The organism is Synechococcus sp. KORDI-49 (assembly GCF_000737575.1).
GTDB lineage: Bacteria > Cyanobacteriota > Cyanobacteriia > PCC-6307 > Cyanobiaceae > Parasynechococcus.
On record NZ_CP006270.1, the window covers coordinates 1,882,368 to 1,898,851 of the forward strand.

Genomic DNA, 16,484 nt, shown 5'->3' on the forward strand with positions numbered 1-16,484 from the left:
TTTGGTCTATGAAGAAGACAGAGGTCGTCATTCCATGCATTCCTCCGCCCTGCAGCGGACTCTGACCGCCGCGGTTCTGCTGCTTCCGCTGTCGCCGTTCGTGCAGGCTGCACCGGTGGTGCCGTTGAGCGTCACGCCGTACGGGACTCCTGAGCAGCGACTGCGCCAAACAGGTGCCTGCCGGGGGTGTGATCTGCGGGGCCGTGATCTTTCCGGTGCCCATCTGATCGGTGTTGATCTGCGGGATGCCGATCTGCGCGGTGCTGTTCTGGTGGGCGCCAATCTGGAGGGGGCTGATCTCAGCGGTGCCAGGTTGAACCGGGCTGACCTGCGCAGGGCCAACCTCACCAATGCCGAACTCAGTGGTGTGGATCTGCGCCTGGCCGATCTGAGCGACGCCGTCGTGATCAATGCCTATGCCCCTGGAGTGCGTTCCGAAGGCATCCGTTATGCCGGCGCCGATCTCACCGGTAGTCATCTGATCTACGGCGGCGGAGACTGATCAGAGCGGCAGTGCGTCGCGCTTGTCTTCCGGGTTGATCGGGTTGTAGGGAACGAACGGGACTCCTGTTCCGTTGAAATCGAAGTCATTCAGGCGAATGCGCACACCGCCGATGCCTTCGTAGGGGTTGAAGTACACCCCAACGTCGTAACTGCGGCGCTGCCAGCGGAGCTCGATATTGGAGTTGATCACATCGCCGTAGTAAGGCGAGCCGGGATCGACGTTCATGTTGATTCCGGTGCTGAGCAGCAGAGGTCCCACGATCTGCTGGGTGAGGCCGAAGCCGAGGGTGCCGAAATCCACGACACGGTCGAAGTCGAAGGGGCTGGCGCCGTAGCGCAGGGTGCCGCCTCCGATCACCGTCAGTTGCGTGAAATCAAGGAACGGTCGGCTGAACGTTCCAAGCGTGAGTGTGGGTCCACCGCTGAAGCTCAGGGTCTTCTGATGGTGACCATCGCCATAGAGAGCGACAGAGCTGTTCAGGTTCGTGTTGAGCGTGAGGCCCGGAACGACCGGCACTGGCGAGTAGCGGTAAGCCGCCGCAGGGGTCAGAGCCGCCGTCTCACCTTTCAGAAGCGGGAACACACTGGTCAGAGAACCGAACACGCTGCCCCGGCCGGTTCTCAGCATCCTGCCGCTGCCGTATCGCTCTGCGTAGTAGTCGCCAAGTGCCGCCCGCAGCAGATACCGGTGGCGGTTCTCACCCTGCTCCCATTCCCCCCGTTGCTCTCCGTAGAGCCCGTACGCGGCATCGATGTCGGTTTCGCCGAGCGATCCGTTCCAGGTTCTGTATCTGTAGGCGCCGAACAGATTGGCTTTGACGGTTCCGAGCCGTCCAAGGTCAAGACGGCGTCCGAAGGTCCCCCAGAATCGGCTCCCATCGAGGAACTGATCGGGCTGAAAGCTGCTGATATCAGCCTCAGCATCCAGTTCGTCCTGACCGTATCGGCCTCTTACTCTGGCTCTGAGGCCGAACAGATCTCCGGCGTTGATCGACTCTCCGTTGCTGCTGCCATCGATGGCCCGCTGCACCATGAACTGAGGCTGCAGAGCGACCTCGGTGTCCGATCCCAGTTCGATCGGTTTCAGATTGCGACCGACGAACAGGCCATCCCTGTCCTTGTTGTCGACTTCGATCACCCAGCGGTTTTCCACCTCCTCCTCCTTGGCGATCACCTGCCGCCGACTCACAGGCACCGGCAACCTGTCTTCGACGATGAGTCGGTTGCGTCGGGCGGAGATTAGAAGGTCACCATTGGGTTGTTCTCTTGCGATGACCCCTTCAGCATCGATTCTGGTCTGCGAGGGGGTGTAGGGGTCATTGCTGAATCCCATCCGACTCGCCTGCCAGCCTTCAGCGGTGATCAGCACCCGAGAGGCCTGGATCCGCCAGCGGCTGATGGTGCCGTTGATCAGCTGGGTGCTTCCGAGTCGTTGCAGCTGCGGAACCTTGACCACGCCGAAGCGGTTTTCGTCCTTGACGCTGGAATTGAGCCGTTTCACCGGAACACCACTGCGGCGTTCGATGGCGAGATTCCCCCGGAAGCTCACCTTCTCCACCCTTTGGTCGATGGAGGCGATCGCTTCGGTGCGTAACGCCTGCTGTTCCGCCGGGGAAAGCGTGCTGATCGGTCGGGGCTGTGCCGGCGGCACATGCTCCAGGGTGCTGCCACCATCGCCGAGGGCCACCGATTCGAGACGCTCAGACAGGGTTGTGGGGCTGACTCGGTCGTCGCGATCGGGATCCTCACACCCCAGGGGGGGGGGCATCTCACCGGGCTGCAGCTCAGGTTGCTCTTCTCCCCAGCGGTATCGCAATCCAAGGAGATAAGCATTGCTTCCCTCCTCCACGCCGCTGTAGGTCCCGAAGGCTCCGGATCGGTGGTGGATGCGTCCCACCAGGGAGAGCTCGGATGAGACAGCCGCCTCCACTTCGAAGCCGAGGTAGTTGAGCAGTTGGGTGTAGTTCTCCCGGTAGGTCTTCTCGTACAGGCTGTAGTCGGTGTTGTAGCTGAGGCCTTCAATGAAGCCGAAGCTCAACCAGGGCTGAACCCAGAGTCGGGCACCGATGCCGACGATCCCTTCCCCGAAGCTCTGTGCCGGCAGATCCGCGTATGGGGTGGATTGATTGAACTCGCCTCCAGGCTGCTGCCCGGCCATGTGTTTGAACAGGTCCGCCTCCAGTTCCAGCGACAGAGGTCCGGCTCTGAGAATGCGTTTCTGCAGACCGACACCCAGCAGGTACTCCGGTCGCATCCGACCGTTGAACAGGAACGTGTCCCCGAAATTGGAATCGATCATCTGCCCCCCCCAAGCGGTCACTGCCCAGGGTTGGGGATGCCAGTCCGGTACCGCAGGCAGCAGGGGAGGACAGGCCATGGCCGGGGATTCCGGCACCACCGAACCGTTTGGCTGACTCTCCGTGGATTCAGTTTGCTGTTCAGAGGACAACGCCGGAAAGAATCCGCCGTCGGATTCGCTCAGGTCGATGACGCCGTACACATCATCGAGCTGGCCTTCGTTCTGGATCAGGCTGTAGCGGAACGCCGAGGCCTGAAAAAACTGCCCTTTGCGTCTCAGGCGAACGGAGCCCCGCGCGAACAGAGTCCGATACCCGGCGTCGAATTCGATCCGGTCAGCCAGCAACTCGTCGTTTCCCAGAACGACTCTGACGTTTCCCTCGGCGATGCTGACGTTGCGGCGACTGTCATGAAACTGACGATCTGCAGTCAGTTGCAGCGTTTTCGGCGGTTCAAGGATCTCCTCCGCAGCTCTGATCTCAGAGCGCACAGGGAGCGATCCCATGGATCCGCCGAGCAGCAGTCCAGTGAGGCAGAAAGACAGGCGCTTTGACGCCAAGACGGACCAGCTGCGGTTCGCGATCCTGACAGTGAGCCGATCAAAGAACCTGACCCAGCGGACCAGTGTTTTGCGCGGTCCTGATTGGTTCCCGGATTCAGTCTTCCAAGTCTTTGCGGCTTGGCGTGCGGCTCGGGTCGCTCGCCAGGAAGCCGAACACGAAGATGCCGATGAAGAAGAAGACGACCGAGTAAACGGAGATCTTGAGGGCGAGCATGGAGACCGACCGGCGTCTGTTTGAGCGACATCATCCTATGGGGCAAGACAGGGTCACTTCGGGGTCGGACTCGCTGCGGGCCGGGCGATCGGAGTGGATTGAAACGTTTCGACGTCGCTCACGCCTCGATCTGCAGGCTTGCTGGCGGCGCAGTGGCCCCGGTGATCGCCCTCCCCACCTCGGGGATGCCTGGGGCCGGGCGCACCGTCCTGACTGGGCTGCGCGCGGACTTTTGATCTGGCCGCGCGGACGTGGCTGGATCCGTCTTGAGCAGAATCTGTCCTGGCCGCAGAGCTGGAGTCGGTCTCCCGAGAGTCGCGGACGTCTCGCCCTGAGCTGGTGGGCTGAGCGGATGCGGCTCTGGGTGGATGGGGAGCTCGTGCATGAGGGAGACCTCTTCGACACCGCTTGCCGTTGGATCGTTCCCGATCGCTGTCGTGAGGGGAAACCGCTGCAGCTGCTTCTGGAGCTCAGCAGCCCTCTGCACGATGACGGCGCTCTGATCAGCAGCTGTCTGAATCTCGAGCCGTGTTGCGAGGCGTCGGACCCAGATCGGGTCTTGCTCCCTGAGGCATTGCAGCTGCATCTCGCGGCCGGTGGAGACCTGCCGGCGCAGTGGCAACAGCTGGATCCCCTTTCCCTGCAGGCCCTGGATGCAGTGGAGAATCATCTGGCCCGTGCTGAGCCGGCACCGGGATCTCTGCACTGGCTGGGTCACGCCCACCTCGATCTGGCCTGGCTCTGGCCGGTCGCCGACACCTGGCAGGCTGCGGAGCGAACATTCCGGTCCGCACTGCAGCTGCTGCAGCGCTGGCCTGAGCTCCATTTCGCCCATTCGACCCCGGCCCTCTACGAATGGCTGGAGCGGCATCGGCCGGCGCTGTTCGCCGGCGTGCGTGCCGCCAGCCGAGCCGGGCGCTGGGAACCGATCAACGGTCCCTGGGTTGAAACGGACTGCGTGCTGGTGAGCAGTGCGTCGCTCTGGCAGCAGTTTCACCTGGGGCAGGCCTACAGCCGGCGCGTCTTCCCGGAGTGGACCCATGAGTTGGCCTGGTTGCCGGACAGCTTCGGGTTCACCGCCGGTCTGCCAGCCGTGGCGGAGCGCACAGGCGTGCGTTGGTTCTGCACCCACAAGCTGGCGTGGAATGCTGACCAGCCCTTCCCCCATCGTCTATTCCGCTGGCGCAGCCGTGGCGGTGCTGAGCTGTTCGCTCTGATGCTGCCGCCGATCGGCCGGCGGGGTGAACCGCTGGACATGCTGAATGAACAGCGGGATTGGCAGCTGGCGACAGGGTTGGACCGGGCGCTTTGGATCCCGGGCGTGGGAGATCACGGCGGCGGACCGACCGACGAGATGCTCGATCAGATGCGCCTCTGGGACGCCATGCCCCAGGCGCCCAAACGGAGTGCTGGAACGGTGAGGGATCATCTGGCTTCCCTTGAGCCGCACGCCGGTCGTCTTCCGGTCTGGCGGGATGAGCTGTATCTGGAGCTGCACCGCGGCTGTGCCACGAGCCGTCCGGACCAGAAGCGACACAACCGCACGCTGGAGCGGTTGCTGCGTGAGGTGGATGCCGTCGCTGCCCTGGGGGGATGTTCAGGGACGGCAGGTGAGATGGGGGAATGGAAACCGCTGTTGTTTCAGCAGTTTCACGACATCCTTCCAGGAACCTCCATCCCGGAGGTGTTCGACCAGGCCGAAGCGGTCTGGCGTTCAGCCCGGAGGAAGGCGGTGTCTCAGCGTGACCATCAGCTGCGGCAGCTATGCGGGGGCTCGGCCGGCCCTTCACGCTGTCGGGAGACCTGGCTCTGGTTCGGTCTGCAGCCGTTGGCGCGCTGGTCGCCCCTGCTGCGTCTGCCTGCCGGGGCGTGGTCGGCGGCTGACATGGTTCTGCCGCGACAGGCGTGTCCCAGCGGCGGAGTGTGGGTGCAGCTACCCCTTCAGAGCGGGATCAGTTCGGTCGCTCTCAACCGATGCGATGCATCAGCGGTTGAGGTCGCTCCAATCCGGGCTCCGGTGAAGCTGCAGCGACTGGATGGCGATCGCTGGAGGGTCAGCAATGGATTGCTGGAGGTGGACTGCGGGCCGGGAGGGCTGCTCCAGTTGCGTGACAGTCAGGGGGTGGCTCAGCTGGCAGGTCCGCTGCAGCTGGCCCGCTTCCAGGACCGCGGGGAGTTCTGGGACGCCTGGGATCTTGCAGCGGAGTACCGCCGCCATCCCCTGGCGGTTGAGGTGCTGGGGCCATGCCAGCTGCTGGAGCGCGGCCCCCTGGTGGTCCATGTCGTGCAGCGTTACCGGCTGGGATCGAGTGTCATGCGCCTGGACATGCGTCTGCAGGCCGACTGCCCCTGGATCGAGCTGATCTGCAGCATCGACTGGAGCCAGCGCCATGAACTGCTTCGTCTGGAGCTGCCCCTTGCCTCCGCAGCGGTCCGCTATGCGGCGGACTCCGCCGGCACTGTCCTGGAGCGTCCGGCCATGGCACGCACGTCGCGGGAGCAGTCGCGATGGGAAGTGCCGCTGATCTCCTGGCTTGCCACCCAGGTGAACGCCCCTGGGGGTGGACTGGCCGTCCTGCTGGATGGACCCCAGGGGGTGGATGTGGTGCCCGAACGGATCGGTGTCTCCCTGCTGCGCGGTCCGACCTGGCCTGACCCTGGGGCGGATCGTGGTTGGCACCGTCAGCGACTGGCTCTGATGCCGGTCACCGGCTCATGGAGCAGCGCTTGCGTGCCCCAGGCGGCGATCGCCTTCCGCGAGCCGGGTTGGAGTGGTCCTCTCGCCGGACACCCGACGTCGCGGCGATGGTTGCCAGCTCTCGCCGGGGAGCTTGTTCCTGTGGCGCTGCGGCCGGAGGATGACGGCCTGGGCCTCCGCTGTCTCAATCCAGGGCCATCGCGCTGCCGTTGGGAACCCAGGGAAGGCTGGCTCGTGTCCCGCCAGGGGGGTGAACCGGCTCAGGTCATCGAGCTACGGCCGGGGGAGCTTGCCGATCTGCGGTTGGTTCAATCCTCGTGATCGTCGAACGGGTCATCCAGCGCCTTGGATGGGGGACCGAACGCCTGATAGACACCAAAGCCGGTGAGGCTCAGCAACACAGCCAGCACACCGATCGCCACCGACATGGCCGGGGAAGACGTTTCCATCACATCTCTCGACAGGATCGACTCCAAGCCGGAGCCGGCCCCTACAGTATCGGCACTTTTCACCACCCGAGACCAAGCGTCGCCATGGCTCAACGCACCCGTCTGGGAGACCTCCTCCGCCCTCTGAACTCCGAGTACGGCAAGGTCGTGCCTGGCTGGGGAACCACCCCTGTCATGGGGATCTTCATGGTGCTCTTCCTCGTCTTTCTGCTGGTGATCCTTCAGCTGTACAACAAGTCCCTGATCCTGGAAGGCATCAACGTCAACTGGAACGGCCTCGGCTGATCGGTTGTCATGAATGTCTTCGGCGTCGGCCTCCCTGAGATGGCGGTGATCGGCGCCGTTGCCTTGCTTGTCTTCGGTCCCAAGCGTCTTCCGGAACTCGGCAAGACGCTGGGGAAAACGCTCAAAGGATTTCAGTCCGCCTCCAAGGAGTTCGAGCGGGAGATCAACAAGGCCATGGCCGATCCCGAGCTCGAGGATGGCTCCGGAGACTCGCCCCAGGACAACGATTCACCCCAGGTCTGATCCGGCCGATGTCCGCAGATCTGAGGCTGGTGGTCGGTCTGGGCAATCCAGGGCCGAAATATGCGGGGACCCGCCACAACATCGGGTTCATGGTTCTGGAGCGGTTGGCCTCCCGGGAGGGTGTTCAGTTCCGTCAGCAGAGCAAGTTGCACGGCCTGGCCAGCGAGGTCGGTCATGGCGAGGCGCGCTTGCGCCTGCTGATGCCTCAGACCTACATGAACGACAGCGGTCGATCGATCAGAGCTGCGCTCGATTGGTTCGGACTGACAGCGGATCAGCTGCTGGTTCTGGTGGATGACATGGACCTCCCTCTCGGTCGCCTGCGACTTCGTGCTCAGGGCAGTGCAGGCGGTCACAACGGCCTGCGCAGCACGATTCAGCATCTCGGCGGGCAGGAGTTCCCTCGGCTGAGGATCGGAATCGGTGCCCCTGCGGACACTCCCGATGAGCGACGGGCCAGAACCGTGTCGCATGTGCTCGGTGCTTTCAGCAAGGTCGAGGAACCTTGTGTGGATGCTGTGCTGGATGCCGTTCTTGATGGTCTGGGACGCATTCAGCGCCAGGGCATGGAACGGGCCGGCAACTGGATCAATGCCTACCGGCCGCAGAGCCTTGCCAGCGGCGGATGACAGCACTCCCCGCCACCACGGCCCACCTCCGGGTGTTGCGCCAGTGCTTCAGCGAGCAGTGCGTTGAGGGGGAGGTGGCGGCCGGGGGCTTTCAGTGGCAGTTCCGCTGGGCGTTTGATTGCGGTGACCTGACCGTGGAGCCCTCCCTGGGGCGGGCTCTGATCCAGGACGCTCTGCGTCGATTCCTGGTGCGCTCGGATTATCGACTTGAACCCGGCGGTGATTACACCTTCACCGTTCGGGCCCGCTTCTGAGGCGCTGTTTCGCACCCGACCAACGGCATGGTGTTCCCAGGCTGTCCTCCACCATCACAAGGGCGGCGATCGCATCAAGCTCCTCAGGTGGGATCAGAAGGCCGCGGGGAATCAGCCGTTGCCACCCCCTGGGAGGCCACAGCTCCCAGTAGCGACGGCGGGCCCGCAGGGTGGTGCCGTATTCATTCACCTGCTGAACAGGAGCGAGGGACCGCAGCTTCGGCAGCCATGCCGCACTGCCGGTGCCGTCACCCAGCACGATCCCGTCCAGTCCTCCGGCGACCTGCCAGTCGCTCAACCGGTCCAGAACCTGCTCGCAGATCACGACAGCCCCGCTGAGCACCTGAAGGGATTCGGTGTCAACGAGCACGAGGCCGCATTTGCTTCTCCCGGGATCAACACCGGCCAGTCGGCTCATGGGCTGACCCGAAACGCCACCAGCACCGGATCGCCACTGTCGCTGTCGCTCTCGGCGATCACCTCAAGGGTCAGATCCCCCTCTCCTTCGGGGCGGTCCACCAGAGCCAGGCCGAGCTGAGCAAAGACCGTCCCGTCGAACTGGAGTCCTTCCACGAGGGAGCCACGACGCTGCACCTCGGCGAACGCAGAGGCGAGCAGAAGGTTCAGGCGGCGGCGGACCATCTCCGGTGATCGATCCTGGTCCGGGAGGGTTGCCGACGCCAGGACTTCGCCGCTGCGACTGATGCGCCGGTTCGGTCGGACGTCAGGAAAGGCATAGACGATGGTCTCTCCGCGCAGCACGTTGGTGGCAGAGCGGATCGAAACCACCCATGTGCCCGGCTTGCTGATGATCGTCCGCAGACGCTGCACATCGTTCCGGGGAACCAGGAGGATCTGTCGGTCGGGGGTCTCACCGGGTCGGACCTGCTGGTAGGCCGTGAGATTCGCGTCCTGCAGCAAACGGTCGATCACCGTCTTCGCCTGTCCTGCACTCTCCAGTCGGATGGTGGCTGTGGCCAGAGCCTCTCCGCTGCTGAGAACCACGGAACCGCGGCGCAGGGCGATCAGGTTGCGCTCCAGCTCCTTGAGTTCCGCCTCACCGGCTTGGATGCTGGCCCGAACCCGCTTGAGTTCCTCCTCGGTGCGGCGGATGTCTGCGTCCCGGGCCTTGATGTCCCTGTCCCGCTGCTGAATGTCGCGGCTGAGGCGCTGCTGCTCGGCCTCCAGCCGGACGCGCTGCTGCTGCAGAGGCTCCAACTCCTCACGAAGTGTCGCTGCCCGCTGCTTGGCCGTCGACAGCTCGGCATCGATGCGTTGCGTCTGGGCAATGGCCTGACGACGTTCTTCCTCGGCTGACTCCAGGGCACCTCTGTTCTGCTGCAGCTGGCGGCGGCTGTCCTGAAGTTTCTGTTGCAGTCCGTCGAGCTCAAACAGCCCAACCCGCAACTGACGGCTGACCAGCAGCATCAGACCGAGGGACAGCGCACTGATCAGGCTGCCGGTGAGCACCGTGATCAGCACCGCCGTCCGTCGGGGTCGCATGTTGAACAGGCTGAGGCGTGCCTTGCCGACACGGCTGCCCAACCTGTCGCCCAGAGCTGAAAGCACGCCGCCGAGCACCAGCAGCGCGATGATCAGCAGCCATCCGCTCACGGCGTCACCTCCCAGTGGGGCTGACTCTCAGCTGAACCGCTTGGCCAGAGCAATCGGATCCAGAACCGTGATCTTCTTGCGGTCAATCTGAACGAGACCGGATTGACGCAAGTCTCCCAGCAGTCGGGTGATCGTGACCCGCGTGGAGCCGATCGCCTCGGCGATGGCCTGATGGGAGAGGCGGAGGTCGATGGTGATGCCCAGTTGGTCCGGCACGCCGAAGTCCCGACAGAGCACCAGCAGAAAACTCACCAGGCGGGAGGACATGTCCCGGTGCGTGAGGGTCTCGATCATTGTTTCGGTCTGCAGAATCCTGCTGGAGAGACCCTGAAGCAGCCTGAGCCCGACTGCGGTGTCGGCCTCAATCGCGGCACGGACTGAGCCGGCCGGTGCCGTCACCATCTCCACCCGGGTGAAGGCGACAGCGTGATAAAAGCGATCGGAACGGTGGCCTGTGAGCAGCGACAGCACCCCGAACAGGCTGTTCTCACGAAGCAGAGCGACGGTGATCTCTTCGCCCGACTCATAGACCCTGGAAAGCCGCACGGCACCGCGCCGGATCAGGTAAACCCTCTCGGCGGGATCACCTGGAAAGAAGATGGTCTTGTTTCGTTCGACAAGTTCCGTGCTGGCGCCGTCCAGATCTCTGATGACATCAAGCAGCGAGCGGGATGAGCTGACCGGCTGGTCCTGGGGCGCATGGGCCGAAACGGCGACGTAACGGCTGAACCCACTGCTGGTTCCCAACAATCCGTTTCGACTGGTTAAAAGTTAAGGATCGACCCTGTTCAGCTGTGTAGCCGTTATTACGCAATCAGCTGCGGCTGCTCAGGGCATGGCTCTGGGCGGCCAGAAGGGCGTCAAGCCCGGGCTGCGCCAGATCCAGCAGGACGTTCAGCTGCCCGCGGCTGAACGGAGCTCCTTCGGCCGTGCCCTGGATCTCCAGGAGACTCCCGTCGCCTGAGGCGACCACATTCAGATCAACGTCAGCTCGGCTGTCTTCGCTGTAATCCAGATCCAGCAGCGGCTTGCCCTCCAGGAGTCCGACGGACACCGCTGCCACCTGGCTCCGGATCGGCTGGCGCTCCAGGATCCCCTGGGCGATCAGACGGTCACAGGCCAGCTGCAGAGCCATCCAGGCCCCGGTGACCGACGCGGTTCGGGTGCCGGCATCCGCCTGGATCACATCACAATCGATTAGCAGGCTGCGTTCTCCGAGAGCTTCCAGGTCCACCGCGGCGCGCAGGCTGCGGCCGATCAATCGCTGAATCTCCTGGGTGCGGCCGGAGAGCTTGAGCAATTCCCGCGACTGCCTCTGAGGTGTGGAGCCGGGCAGGAGCCGGTATTCAGCGCTGATCCAGCCCAGTCCGTTCCCCTTCCGCCAGCGCGGCACCGTCTCTTCGAGGCAGACGCTGCACAGAACTGCCGTGCGTCCGGTGCGCACGATCAATGAACTGAGAGCGAACCCCATCGGATCCCAGCTCACTTCAAACGGCCGAAGGGCATCTGGACGACGCCCGTCGGCTCGGGTCTCGGAGGGATCCACCATGAACCTGATTTCACAGCACACCATCCGTAGTGTCAATGGCCTTGTGGAGTCGCATCGCGCCGCTACATTCGAGGTCTGCAGGGTGTATCCCTGGTGACACCCGACGCGATGACCGCAAGCCTGACCACCAGCCATCGATCCTCTGGAGCCCTGACCGGGGATCGCCATGCGCTGGAGAGGGCCGGTCTGCGTCCGCTTCCGCCGCTTCCCGCATCCGCGCCGCTGCATCTGGTGGCTCCGGAGGGCCAGCTGCAGGTGCATACGGCCTCCTATCGGGGCAGTTTTTCCAGTGTTCTCAGCCAGGCGATGCGGGCGGCAGGGCTCGGCAGCCGCGTCCTGATCGCCCAGTTCCTCAAGGGGGGGGTGAAGCAGGGGCCGGAGGGCTGTGTGCTGCTCTGCGGCGGGCTCACCTGGCTGCGTCCGGATATTCCGGCGTGTCTTGCGGAGCCCGATCAGCCTGGTGGTTCCGATGCCGTCGATGCCGTCTGGCAGGCCTGCCGGCGCCATCTCGCTGAAGGCGACCTTGATCAACTGGTGCTGGATGAAGTCGGTCTCGCGGCAGCGCTCGGCTACCTGAAGGAAGATGAGCTTCTGTCGAGCCTGCAGCAGCGTCCAGGCTCCATGGATGTGATCATCACTGGGCCGGCGATTCCTTCCAGCGTCATGGCCATGGCGGATCAGGTCACCGAACTGCGCAGAGGTTTCTGATGCTCAAGAACGATCGCTGGATCACCGAGCAGGCTCAGAAGGGGATGCTCGAGCCCTTCCAGGCAGGTCTGGTGCGCCATCTTGATCCGGAGCAACGTCTGCGACCGGTTCTGAGCTTCGGATGTTCCTCCTACGGCTACGACCTTCGCCTCTCCCCGCAGGAGTTCATGATCTTCCGGCATGTGCCCGGAACGGTGATGAACCCCAAGCGGTTCAATCCCGCCAATCTGGAGCCCACGCCTCTGCATGAGGACGAGGACGGTGGCTACTTCATCCTTCCAGCGCATTCCTACGGCCTCGGTGTCGCCCTGGAGAAGCTTCGGGTGCCCGCCAACATCACGGTGATCTGTCTCGGCAAGAGCACCTATGCGCGGCTGGGCATCATCGTCAACACAACCCCCGCTGAAGCGAGCTGGGAAGGGCATCTGACGCTTGAGTTCAGCAACAGCTCCGGTGCTGACTGCCGTATCTATGCCAATGAAGGCATCTGTCAGCTGCTGTTCTTTGAGGGGGACCCCTGCGACACGACCTACAGCGATCGGCAGGGTAAATATCAGCATCAGCCGGAGCGTGTCACCCTGGCCCGCATCTAGGGAGCCAGGCGCGCTCTGTGCAGCCGGCTCTTCTCGTACCACTCGGCGAACTGCGGAGCCCAGTCCACCAGATGCGGCCACATCAAGTCGCAGAGTCTGCGGATCTCCAGCTGAGCATCAAGCTTCGCCCGCAGATCCATGAAGTGAAGGAAAGCCCTCAGGCTGAAGCTCACGATGAAATGCTGGCGGTAGTCGAAGGGAAGGATGCCGCGGGCATGTTCCTCCGCAAATCCGGCACGCAGCAGATCCCTGTAACGCTCGGCTGATTGCTGGCAGTGGTTGAGATCAAGTTCACGCTCCGCCTGGCTGTAGAGGTATTTCTTCCCCTGTCGGTCGCTGTACTCCCCGACCGGTCGCAGGTAGAAGACCTCCTCCAGGGGCAGTTCGCCGTCCGCAGCCCGGCAGATGCGCTCGCCGGTGTATCGCATCGACTGCACATCGAAACTGACGCCCACCCGATGCGTCCGGGCCTGTTGCATCACCGAATGCGGAAACCAGCCCACGTTCAGAACGATCTGAGCATGTTCGAGCGGACCGAAATGGCCCCGTTCCCCGGCAAGCAGCCGTTTGATGCAGATCTCGCCAGCCCGTTGTTCGTCAGGCCAGCTGTCCCGATTAGCGGCCACAAAACCCTCGCTGTAGTCCTGATGCATCGCGGCATAGATGCATTGCTGCGGATTCGGCGTGGCGGCGATCAGATCGACTCGGAAACGCTCCATGGCGTGCTGTTCAGCAGCTCGGTCCTGTGATCATGACGGTGATGGCCCGGCCATGCCCGTCAACCGTGGCTGCGGGGTCCGGTTCTGTCGGTGCTGGCCAGATCCTCAAGGGTGCTCGTGCTTCCGATTCCCTGAAGTGCTGGAACGGGGGTGTCGTTGATCAGGGCGTCACCAAGCGCCTGGAGTTCCTGGGGTGTCCGCACGCCGATGGAACGACCACGAGGCTGACCGTCCGCTGCGAAGAGGTTCAGCTGTGGGATGCCGTTGACCTCGTACCGGTCCACCAGATCGAGCCAACGGGGATTGTCGACATTCACCAGCACCACGTCGAGGCGATCCCGCGTGGATTGCTCCAGGCTCAGCATCGCCGGAGCCATCTCCCGGCAGGCCTGGCACCAGTCGGCATAGAACTCGATCAGCGTCGGCTGGCCATTGCTGAGCGCGACATCAGGATCCAGAGAACGCCGTGCCAACTGCTCCATCGGGGATTCGCTCTGGAGACCACCGCGCAGAACAAGGAGGGCCAGCGCGAGCGCGAAGGCCACCGCCAGCAGCAGGCCTTTCTGGAACGCTCCCAGGCTGGCTGGTGGTGGGCTGGCAGACATGACGGACTCCGTTCAGGTGCACTCTGACAGGGCTCTCCGAAGGCTGTGGCTAGCGTTTGGCCATGCCGATCCTGAGCCTGTTCACGCTGCCCTTCCGGGCTCCACTGCTGGGGGGGCTCTTCCTTGTGGCGCTGGTGATGGGCAACCACTGGACCGTCAATCAGAGCATCTACGCCCAGAACCAGTCGATCAGCGTGAGTGTGTTCTGGCTGATCCAGCTGATTCAGGTCATCGCCGTGGTGGTCGTCTTCACGATCCCTGATCTGCTGATGCGTCAGGTGTCGATGCTGATGGCGTCCAGCCGCGTGATCAGCCTCGTGGTCACGCTGCTGATGGTGATCGTGCTGGGGCTGTACGTGATGCGGCTGCACCGTCTGACCGACGTGATGATCCTGGCTTCAGCCGTTCTGCTCGCGCGGCTGGATCTGATCAGGATCGGCATCGTTCCGCCGCCCCTGCTCACCATCATCGGCTTCACGGCTGTTCTGCTCTCGGGGATCGGGCTCGGTTGTGCCCTGCCCAATCCGGCCGGCACGCTCCTCACAGAAGCGGCGGTCCCGCTCTAAGTACCCGAGCAGATTGTCCAGAACCTTTTTGGTGTAGTACCGGGTCTCAGGGTATGGAATCCGTTCCACCCAGAGCTCCGGGTCTTCAGCCAGGGTCTGTGGTTGCCAGTCACTGACGGCGCCGGGACCTGCGTTGTAGCTGGCGACCACCAGCATCGGATCGCCTTGCCATCGCTCCATCAGCTGACGCAGGTACTGCGCGCCGAGGCGGATGTTCAGGCTGGGATCGGCGAGGTCGGCATCGCTCAGGTTCCGGCCTGCGAGCTCCTCGGCCGTGGCGGGCATCAGCTGCATCACGCCCCGCGCCCCGGCGACGGAGCTCACTCCAGGGGAGAAGCGTGATTCCTGCTTGCTGATGGCCAACAGCAGATCGTGAGCCACATCGTGTTGCTCCGAAGCCGCCAGAAAGTCCTTCTGGAACGGTCGTGGCAGCTGCTGGCGTTGCAGCAGCAGTCGTTGGGAGCAGTTCGGGGAATGCCACCGCAGGCTCAGGCGCCACAGACGCTCAAGTCCAGTCCAGGTGTTCCCGATCGCCAGTCGCAGACGTCCCTCCACCAGCTGCTCATGCCGGGACAGCGGCTCGGCGGTGTCGGTTGAGCTGCGCCACTGCTCCCAGGCCTGATCGACGAGTCCGAGGCGCCAGAGCCTGTTGACCATGGGATCCGCACTGTTCAGTGGAGTCCAGACATCCGAAACCGAGGTGGAGTTGGAGCCCTCGCCAAGATCCAGGCCTGTCTGTTCCCCGAGACGGACCCTGGCCCGCCACCGGTAGTAACCGGAACGCTGCCCATCGATGAGCCGGCGCCAGATGCCGTTTGCGGCATCTGGATTGCCGAGCCGCTGTTCAGCAAGTCCATGCCAGAACAGCCGACGTCCCTCCAGCGGCTCGGGCATCGCTCCGTCCGGAAGAGCTGTCAACCAGTTTCTGGCGTCATTCCATGCGCCCTCGAGCAGGGCCTCTCGTGCCAGATCCCATTGCAGCTGCCAGCTCGCCGGATCATCGGGCCAGCGTGTCAGCACCTGGGCTCCCCCCCTGCCGGCAGCCAGCCGGACACGGGCGGCTGCAACCGCAGCCGATCGCTTCTGCAGGCTTTCGGGCAGGGCATCCAGCAGGTCGGGGTCAGGCCGGAGTGGTTCGCTCAGCAGGCGTGCGGCTTCATCACTGGCGGAGTCCATGGGAAAACGCCGGGTGAGATCCAGCAGCAGCTGTTCCCCTTCCGAGCGCTGTTCACGTCCTCCAGCCAAGAGCGCGCGTCCGATGGCCAGAGCGGTCCCCGCTGCCGGCGGCTGCTGCTGCAGGCAGGCGAGCCCTGCCGTTCCGTCTCCCAGTTGCGCGAGACCACGGGCCAGCAGCTGACGTTGCTCCCGATCCGGTGCACCGGTGCCGTTGGCATCACAGGCAGCGCGAAGCCGCGCTGCGCTGCCGGGCCACTGCACTCCCCAGCGGGCCAGATGCAGAGCACCGCGGTGGCCATGCAGCGGATCCGCTTCCAGTGCCCGGGCCGTTGCCAGCGCGGCGGGATGACGCGGTTGGACTGTCAGCAGCTCCTGCTGCAAGAGGGGTTCGACCTCCCCGAGACGGCTTCGCCCCCAGGCTGAGGAGGCCTGTTCCGGGAAGCGTCTGATCTGATCCCGCCACAGCTTCAAAGACGTCTGGGAAGCCCCCAGTCGCTCTGCCGTTTCCGCCGCCAGGGCCAGAGACACGGCTGCCAATGGGGCCGTGCCCCAGCCTTGACCCTGCAGCAGCCGTCGGCGCCGGTTGAGGTCTCCAGCGCTGCGACCTGTCATCAGCAGAGCGGCCTCACGGCGTTGCTCCGGGTCGAGCGATCGTCGATAGACGCGCCACAGCTCCGCATCCGTTGCCGTTGGGTCGAGCCGATGCCTGTGCTGGCGCAGCTGCTGCTGACCAAGCATCACCGCCAGGAGACTCGCCGCGGCCGTCCCGATGAGCAGTGCGGCTCCGAGCCGGGACCCTGCCGCCACATCACCCCAGA

At 64.0% G+C, this 16,484-nt stretch carries 18 protein-coding genes and 1 pseudogene; 9 read left to right on the forward strand and 10 right to left on the reverse strand.

The window, feature by feature from the left end:
• Nucleotides 1-34: 34 nt before the first annotated feature.
• On the forward strand, nt 35-502 hold the full coding sequence (locus KR49_RS09470) for a pentapeptide repeat-containing protein (protein ID WP_043694580.1): 468 nt from the start codon (nt 35-37) through the stop codon (nt 500-502).
• Here KR49_RS09470 and KR49_RS09475 read toward each other — a convergent pair whose 3' ends face one another.
• Together KR49_RS09475 and KR49_RS09480 are read right to left on the reverse strand one after the other, a co-directional pair.
• Nucleotides 503-3,307: a DUF3769 domain-containing protein gene (locus KR49_RS09475; protein WP_052378327.1), complete on the reverse strand. Its 2,805-nt coding sequence runs from the start codon at nt 3,305-3,307 to the stop codon at nt 503-505.
• Between the two features lie 151 nt (nt 3,308-3,458).
• Complete coding sequence (locus KR49_RS09480) at nt 3,459-3,578, reverse strand: photosystem II reaction center protein I (protein WP_006172424.1); 120 nt, start codon at nt 3,576-3,578, stop codon at nt 3,459-3,461.
• 37 nt (nt 3,579-3,615) lie between these two features.
• On the opposite strand from KR49_RS09480, the gene KR49_RS09485 reads away from it, so the two are divergent.
• Nucleotides 3,616-6,597, forward strand: coding sequence for a glycoside hydrolase family 38 C-terminal domain-containing protein (locus tag KR49_RS09485; RefSeq protein WP_052378223.1), 2,982 nt, complete (start codon nt 3,616-3,618; stop codon nt 6,595-6,597).
• Here KR49_RS09485 and psbN read toward each other — a convergent pair.
• Nucleotides 6,585-6,725, reverse strand: coding sequence for a photosystem II reaction center protein PsbN (psbN, locus tag KR49_RS09490; protein WP_043697267.1), 141 nt, complete (start codon nt 6,723-6,725; stop codon nt 6,585-6,587). The genes KR49_RS09485 and psbN overlap by 13 nt on opposite strands.
• Nucleotides 6,726-6,809: 84 nt before the next feature.
• Here psbN and psbH point away from each other — a divergent pair, with 84 nt between their 5' ends.
• The 4 genes from psbH to KR49_RS09510 are packed head-to-tail and all read left to right on the forward strand — an operon-like array spanning nt 6,810 to nt 8,136.
• On the forward strand, nt 6,810-7,010 hold the full coding sequence (psbH, locus tag KR49_RS09495; protein WP_006849996.1) for a photosystem II reaction center phosphoprotein PsbH: 201 nt from the start codon (nt 6,810-6,812) through the stop codon (nt 7,008-7,010).
• Between the two features lie 9 nt (nt 7,011-7,019).
• The gene (locus tag KR49_RS09500) at nt 7,020-7,253 is read left to right on the forward strand and encodes a TatA/E family twin arginine-targeting protein translocase (RefSeq protein ID WP_043694585.1); all 234 of its coding nucleotides are present in this window, start codon (nt 7,020-7,022) and stop codon (nt 7,251-7,253) included.
• A gap of 8 nt (nt 7,254-7,261) precedes the next feature.
• A complete protein-coding gene (gene pth, locus KR49_RS09505) occupies nt 7,262-7,882 on the forward strand; it encodes an aminoacyl-tRNA hydrolase (protein WP_084188021.1) in 621 nt (206 codons plus the stop codon).
• The gene (locus KR49_RS09510; protein ID WP_043694593.1) at nt 7,879-8,136 is read left to right on the forward strand and encodes a DUF3146 family protein; all 258 of its coding nucleotides are present in this window, start codon (nt 7,879-7,881) and stop codon (nt 8,134-8,136) included. The genes pth and KR49_RS09510 overlap by 4 nt, the downstream gene beginning before the upstream one ends.
• Here the strand turns inward: KR49_RS09510 and KR49_RS09515 are convergent.
• The 4 genes from KR49_RS09515 to rph all read right to left on the reverse strand — a co-directional run bounded on the left by KR49_RS09515 (nt 8,114) and on the right by rph (nt 11,299).
• Entirely contained in the window at nt 8,114-8,554 is a 441-nt protein-coding gene (locus KR49_RS09515) for a resolvase (protein ID WP_043694596.1), read from the reverse strand. The genes KR49_RS09510 and KR49_RS09515 overlap by 23 nt on opposite strands.
• Nucleotides 8,551-9,750 (reverse strand): DUF3084 domain-containing protein, encoded by a 1,200-nt coding sequence (locus tag KR49_RS09520; RefSeq protein WP_043694599.1) that lies wholly within the window; start codon nt 9,748-9,750, stop codon nt 8,551-8,553. The genes KR49_RS09515 and KR49_RS09520 overlap by 4 nt, the downstream gene beginning before the upstream one ends.
• A gap of 27 nt (nt 9,751-9,777) precedes the next feature.
• Complete coding sequence (ntcA, locus tag KR49_RS09525) at nt 9,778-10,497, reverse strand: global nitrogen regulator NtcA (protein ID WP_043694602.1); 720 nt, start codon at nt 10,495-10,497, stop codon at nt 9,778-9,780.
• A 67-nt stretch (nt 10,498-10,564) separates the two neighbouring features.
• Complete coding sequence (gene rph / locus KR49_RS09530; protein WP_043694605.1) at nt 10,565-11,299, reverse strand: ribonuclease PH; 735 nt, start codon at nt 11,297-11,299, stop codon at nt 10,565-10,567.
• A gap of 108 nt (nt 11,300-11,407) precedes the next feature.
• Between rph and KR49_RS09535 the strand changes: the two genes are divergently transcribed.
• Together KR49_RS09535 and dcd are read left to right on the forward strand one after the other, a co-directional pair.
• Nucleotides 11,408-12,007 (forward strand): cob(I)yrinic acid a,c-diamide adenosyltransferase, encoded by a 600-nt coding sequence (locus KR49_RS09535; protein ID WP_043694608.1) that lies wholly within the window; start codon nt 11,408-11,410, stop codon nt 12,005-12,007.
• Nucleotides 12,007-12,600: a dCTP deaminase gene (dcd, locus tag KR49_RS09540; protein ID WP_043694612.1), complete on the forward strand. Its 594-nt coding sequence runs from the start codon at nt 12,007-12,009 to the stop codon at nt 12,598-12,600. Before KR49_RS09535 ends, dcd begins: the two co-directional genes overlap by 1 nt.
• Here the strand turns inward: dcd and thyX are convergent.
• Together thyX and KR49_RS09550 are read right to left on the reverse strand one after the other, a co-directional pair.
• The gene (thyX, locus tag KR49_RS09545; RefSeq protein ID WP_043694615.1) at nt 12,597-13,319 is read right to left on the reverse strand and encodes an FAD-dependent thymidylate synthase; all 723 of its coding nucleotides are present in this window, start codon (nt 13,317-13,319) and stop codon (nt 12,597-12,599) included. The genes dcd and thyX overlap by 4 nt on opposite strands.
• Nucleotides 13,320-13,378: 59 nt before the next feature.
• Nucleotides 13,379-13,924 (reverse strand): thioredoxin domain-containing protein, encoded by a 546-nt coding sequence (locus tag KR49_RS09550; protein WP_043694618.1) that lies wholly within the window; start codon nt 13,922-13,924, stop codon nt 13,379-13,381.
• Between the two features lie 62 nt (nt 13,925-13,986).
• Between KR49_RS09550 and KR49_RS14425 the strand changes: the two genes are divergently transcribed.
• Nucleotides 13,987-14,490: a hypothetical protein gene (locus KR49_RS14425; protein ID WP_043694622.1), complete on the forward strand. Its 504-nt coding sequence runs from the start codon at nt 13,987-13,989 to the stop codon at nt 14,488-14,490.
• 138 nt (nt 14,491-14,628) lie between these two features.
• On the opposite strand, the pseudogene KR49_RS09560 reads toward KR49_RS14425, so the two are convergent.
• Nucleotides 14,629-16,404, reverse strand: a pseudogene (locus tag KR49_RS09560) (transglycosylase SLT domain-containing protein); the annotation flags it as partial.
• Nucleotides 16,405-16,484 lie beyond the last annotated feature (80 nt).

Bases quoted from the DNA above. Each gene is read 5' to 3' on its own strand.
- KR49_RS09470 (WP_043694580.1), top strand. From the start codon at position 35: ATGCATTCCTCCGCCCTGCAGCGGACTCTGACCGCCGCGGTTCTGCTG.
- KR49_RS09475 (WP_052378327.1), bottom strand. From the start codon at position 3,307: ATGGGATCGCTCCCTGTGCGCTCTGAGATCAGAGCTGCGGAGGAGATC.
- KR49_RS09480 (WP_006172424.1), bottom strand. From the start codon at position 3,578: ATGCTCGCCCTCAAGATCTCCGTTTACTCGGTCGTCTTCTTCTTCATC.
- KR49_RS09485 (WP_052378223.1), top strand. From the start codon at position 3,616: ATGGGGCAAGACAGGGTCACTTCGGGGTCGGACTCGCTGCGGGCCGGG.
- psbN (WP_043697267.1), bottom strand. From the start codon at position 6,725: ATGGAAACGTCTTCCCCGGCCATGTCGGTGGCGATCGGTGTGCTGGCT.
- psbH (WP_006849996.1), top strand. From the start codon at position 6,810: ATGGCTCAACGCACCCGTCTGGGAGACCTCCTCCGCCCTCTGAACTCC.
- KR49_RS09500 (WP_043694585.1), top strand. From the start codon at position 7,020: ATGAATGTCTTCGGCGTCGGCCTCCCTGAGATGGCGGTGATCGGCGCC.
- pth (WP_084188021.1), top strand. From the start codon at position 7,262: ATGTCCGCAGATCTGAGGCTGGTGGTCGGTCTGGGCAATCCAGGGCCG.
- KR49_RS09510 (WP_043694593.1), top strand. From the start codon at position 7,879: ATGACAGCACTCCCCGCCACCACGGCCCACCTCCGGGTGTTGCGCCAG.
- KR49_RS09515 (WP_043694596.1), bottom strand. From the start codon at position 8,554: ATGAGCCGACTGGCCGGTGTTGATCCCGGGAGAAGCAAATGCGGCCTC.
- rph (WP_043694605.1), bottom strand. From the start codon at position 11,299: ATGGTGGATCCCTCCGAGACCCGAGCCGACGGGCGTCGTCCAGATGCC.
- KR49_RS09535 (WP_043694608.1), top strand. From the start codon at position 11,408: ATGACCGCAAGCCTGACCACCAGCCATCGATCCTCTGGAGCCCTGACC.
- dcd (WP_043694612.1), top strand. From the start codon at position 12,007: ATGCTCAAGAACGATCGCTGGATCACCGAGCAGGCTCAGAAGGGGATG.
- thyX (WP_043694615.1), bottom strand. From the start codon at position 13,319: ATGGAGCGTTTCCGAGTCGATCTGATCGCCGCCACGCCGAATCCGCAG.
- KR49_RS09550 (WP_043694618.1), bottom strand. From the start codon at position 13,924: ATGTCTGCCAGCCCACCACCAGCCAGCCTGGGAGCGTTCCAGAAAGGC.
- KR49_RS14425 (WP_043694622.1), top strand. From the start codon at position 13,987: ATGCCGATCCTGAGCCTGTTCACGCTGCCCTTCCGGGCTCCACTGCTG.